The organism is Tabrizicola sp., assembly GCF_036781545.1.
Lineage (GTDB): Bacteria > Pseudomonadota > Alphaproteobacteria > Rhodobacterales > Rhodobacteraceae > Tabrizicola.
This window is the reverse complement of sequence record NZ_DAIQAT010000236.1, coordinates 1-3,921: the sequence shown is the minus strand read 5'-3', so window position 1 is coordinate 3,921 and position 3,921 is coordinate 1. Positions and strand designations below refer to the sequence as shown.

Here is a 3,921-nt window from a genome sequence, read left to right as displayed (position 1 = left end):
GCCGCCCATGCGGCCAGCATCCTGGGGAATGCAGCATGACCACCGTCGGCATCCGCCTGGTCGAAGGTCTGATTGCGCGCGGCATCGACACCGTCTTCGGCATCCCCGGTGTCCACACGATCGAGCTTTACCGCGGCCTCGCCGCCGCGGGGGACAAAATCCGCCACGTCACCCCCCGCCACGAACAAGGCGCGGGCTTCATGGCCGACGGCTACGCCCGCGTCTCGGGCAAGCCCGCCGCCGCCTTCGTGATCACCGGTCCGGGCCTCACCAACACGCTCACCGCCATGGCCCAGGCCAAGGCCGATTCCGTGCCGATGCTGGTCATCTCCGGCCTCGGGCGCAGCGACACCCTTGGCAAGGGTCTCGGCCGGTTGCACGAGCTTCCCGACCAGGGCGCCATGGTCAAGACGCTCTGCCACTCGGAAACCGTCACCGATCCCAAGAAGCTGGGTGAAGTCCTCGACCGTGCCTTCGCTGCGATGACCGCGGGCCGCCCCGCCCCGGCGCATATCCAGATTTCCACCAACATGATGGGCCAGCCCTGCCCCGAGCCGCCCCCGCCCGTCGTCTCCAGCAGCGCCGTGCCCCTGCCGCTCGGTCGTCTGCGCAGCATCGCAGCCGCGCTGAACAGCGCCGAGCGTGTCGTCATCCTCGCCGGTGGCGGCACCCGCGGTGCCGAGGATGCCTTGCAGAAGCTCGCGGAATCGCTCGATGCGCCGGTGATCCAGACCGTCAACGCCCGTGGCGCGATGTTCGGCCACCGGCTCACCGTCCCCGCCTCGCCCAGCCTGACCTCGGTCCGCAAGTTCATCGCCGACGCCGACCAGATCTTCGCCATCGGCACCGAGCTCGGCCCCACCGACTATGACATGTATGCCAATGGCCGGGTGCCGAACCTGTCGGACATGATCCGCATCGACATCTGCGCCGACCAGCTGGCCCGCCACCCCGCCAAGATGCCGGTCAAGGCCGACGCCGGGGCGATGATGGCGGCCCTGCTGCCGATGACCATCCGCGCCAACCGCGAGGGCGCGGCCCGTGCCGAGGCGATCCGCCAAGCGGCCAGGGCCGAGCTTGCGACGCTCTCCGAAACCATGCCCGCCCAGCTCGACATCGTCGAGGTGATCCGCGACGCCATGCCGAACTCGATCATCGTCGGCGACAGCACCCAGCCGGTCTACGCCGCGAACCTCTACTACGACCACGACCGCCCGCGCGGCTGGTTCAACGCCGCCACCGGCTATGGCGCGCTCGGCTTCGGACCGGGGGCCGCCGTCGGCGCCGCCATCGCCGCCCCCGGCACTCCCGTCGTGTGCCTGGTCGGCGACGGCGGCCTGCAATTCAGCCCGGGCGAGCTGCGCACCGCGGTCGACGAGAAGCTGCCCATCACCTACGTCGTCTGGAACAACGCCGGTTTCCGCGAGATCGAGGATTCGCTGCGTCAGGCCAAGGTCGATCCGATCATCGGCTGCACCCCCTCGCCGCTCGACATGGAGCATTTCGCCATGGCCTGCGACATGGTCTTTGCCAGCGTGCCGCCCGACCCCGACCAGCTGGGCGAGATGCTGATCACCCCGCACGAGGGCCCGCGCTTTCTGGAAATTCAGGTCCGCTGACGCGCCAGCAGCGGGGCCAGCACGAAGATCAGGCCCACCAGACAGGCGGCATAGACGAAGGCGAAGCGCAGCCCGAAGGTGCCCGCGATCAGCCCCAGGATCGGCGGGCCGACGAAATAGCCGAAATATCCCAGCAGCGTCGCCCGCGCGACCGCCCGCGCCCGGGCTTCGGGCGCGCTCAGACGCCCCACCAGCGAAAACGCCGTCGGCGCAAGGACCGAGGCCCCGATCCCCATCACGAAGAACCCCAGATAGGCAAGGCCCGGCCCCGGCGCCCGCGCCACCACCAGCGCGCCGACCGAGGCGACCACCGCCCCCACCCGCAGCAGGGTGAACGGGTTGACCTTGCCCGCCAGCCATTGCCCACCCAGCCGCGCGAAGCCCATGGTCAGGGCCAGCATCGCCGGCCCCAGCGCGCCCTCCTCGGGGCTGCCCCCCAGCGTCTTCTCGATATGCAGGGCCGACCAGTTCTCGGCCGCATTCTCGGTCATGAAGGCGATCAGCACGATCCCGCCCCCGATCACCGGCACCCAGCCCAAGGCCCGTGCCGAACCGTCCTTCGGCTTCCTGAGGCCCTCGATCCGCCCATCCCGCTCCAGCGTCAGCGCCGCACAGGCCACACCCAGCACCGACATCGTCCCCATCACCCAGTCCGGCCCCCAGCCCGCGCCACGCAGCAGGCCCGTCAGGACCGCGCCCCCGGCATAGCCGAAGGAATAGGCGGCATGGGTCAGGTTCATCAGATGCAGCCCGCGCTGGGTCTCCAGCGCCGCCACCCGCGCGTTCATCAGCACATCCGTCAGCCCCGTCGCCGCCCCGGCACAGGCCATCGCCAGCGGGAACAGCCACCAGACCGAAGCCTGCCCCGGCAGCGCGAAGGCCATCGCCATCAGCATCACCGCCAGGGGCAGCGCCGCGCGCCCCATCGCCGCGCCGAACCCCGGTGCCACCAGCATCGCGCTGATCGCCGCGATCGGCGTGCAGAAGATAAGGAGGCCCAGCTGCCGCTCATCGACTCCCAGCATTGCCTTCAGGTCCGGCAGCACCGCTGCGAAGGTCCCCCACAGCACGCCCATCGCGGCAAAGGCAGCGATGGCGGCACGGGCTTGGGCAAGCAGGGCAAAGGCGGGCATGGATTCTGGTCCTGTCGGAAACCCGCTCTCCCTATCCGCTCCCGGCTTTGCCAACTCGTCCGCCGCCGACCACCCGCGTCGCCCGTCGACCGGACCTGCGGCGAAACTTCGCCGGGGCGAACCGGGACCGGAACAACCGGGCCCACCACGCGTTGGTGACGGGACATAACTCTTGCACTGGAGGCACAGATGACCGGACAGGAAGACATCCTGAAGCTCGAACGCGAATTCTGGACGACCATGGCCGCGGGCGAGCACGAGAAATCGGCCCGGCTGATCGCCAGCCAATCGGCCATGATCAGCCCGAAGGGTGTGATGACCTTCACCCCCGCCGACTATGTCAAGATGGGCAAGGCCAGCCCCTATACCATCAAGGACTGGGCCATGAGCGACGAGAAGGTGGTGTTCCCTACCAAAGATTCCGCGGTCTGCACCTATCGCGTCAAGCAGACGGTCGAGAATGGCGGGAAAAGCGAGACAACCATGAACCACGACACCTCGGTCTGGGTGCGCGACGGCAGCGACTGGAAATGCGTGCTGCACAGCGAGATTCCCGCTGGGGATGACAAGCGCACGACCTGACCCGACGACAAAAGGGGCCTGCTCCTGCCCGGCGGGCCCCCGGGAAGTTCGCGCTTCCCTTCCCGCCGATTCGTCGCTATAGCCCCCCGGTCGCGCCATGCACCCTTGGAGGATGGCGGACTAACATCGGAGAGAACCTATGGCACGCAAGATCGTCGATCTTAACGCCGAGGTACGGACGGGGACAGGCAAGGGGGCCGCCCGTCAAGCCCGCCGCGAGGGCAACGTACCTGGCATCATCTACGGCGACGGGACAGAACCCCAGCCGATCAAGATGAACTACAACTACCTCCTGACCAAGCTGCGGCAGGGCCGTTTCCTGCAGACGCTCTTCAACCTGAAGGTCGAAGGCCAGCCTGACGTCCATGTCATCTGCCGCTCTGTCCAGCGCGACGTGGTCAAGGACCTGCCGACGCATGTCGATTTCATGCGCATCCACGATGAAAGCCGGATCGAGCTGTTCATCCACGTCGAGTTCGTCAATCAGGACGCCAGCCCCGGCCTGAAGCGCGGCGGCACGCTGACCGTGGTGCGTCACGAGGTCGAACTGGAAGTCACCGCGGGCGACATCCCCGATCACATCACGG

General features: G+C 68.2%; 4 protein-coding genes. 3 read left to right on the top strand and 1 reads right to left on the bottom strand.

Translation table 11 applies throughout. The features are described from left to right. Positions 1 to 35: 35 nt before the first annotated feature. Complete coding sequence (locus V7Q39_RS19890; RefSeq protein WP_333818349.1) at positions 36 to 1,619, top strand: 5-guanidino-2-oxopentanoate decarboxylase; 1,584 nt, start codon at positions 36 to 38, stop codon at positions 1,617 to 1,619. On the opposite strand, the gene V7Q39_RS19885 is transcribed toward V7Q39_RS19890, so the two are convergent. Beyond that, entirely contained in the window at positions 1,607 to 2,752 is a 1,146-nt protein-coding gene (locus tag V7Q39_RS19885) for an MFS transporter (protein ID WP_333818348.1), read from the bottom strand. The two genes, V7Q39_RS19890 and V7Q39_RS19885, sit on opposite strands and share 13 nt — an antisense overlap. 189 nt (positions 2,753 to 2,941) lie before the next feature. On the opposite strand from V7Q39_RS19885, the gene V7Q39_RS19880 reads away from it, so the two are divergent. Both V7Q39_RS19880 and V7Q39_RS19875 read left to right on the top strand, forming a co-directional pair. Then, the gene (locus V7Q39_RS19880; protein WP_333818347.1) at positions 2,942 to 3,334 is read left to right on the top strand and encodes a nuclear transport factor 2 family protein; all 393 of its coding nucleotides are present in this window, start codon (positions 2,942 to 2,944) and stop codon (positions 3,332 to 3,334) included. A gap of 139 nt (positions 3,335 to 3,473) precedes the next feature. Continuing rightward, the coding region (locus V7Q39_RS19875; RefSeq protein ID WP_333818346.1) for a 50S ribosomal protein L25/general stress protein Ctc at positions 3,474 to 3,921 on the top strand (448 nt) is incomplete at its 3' end.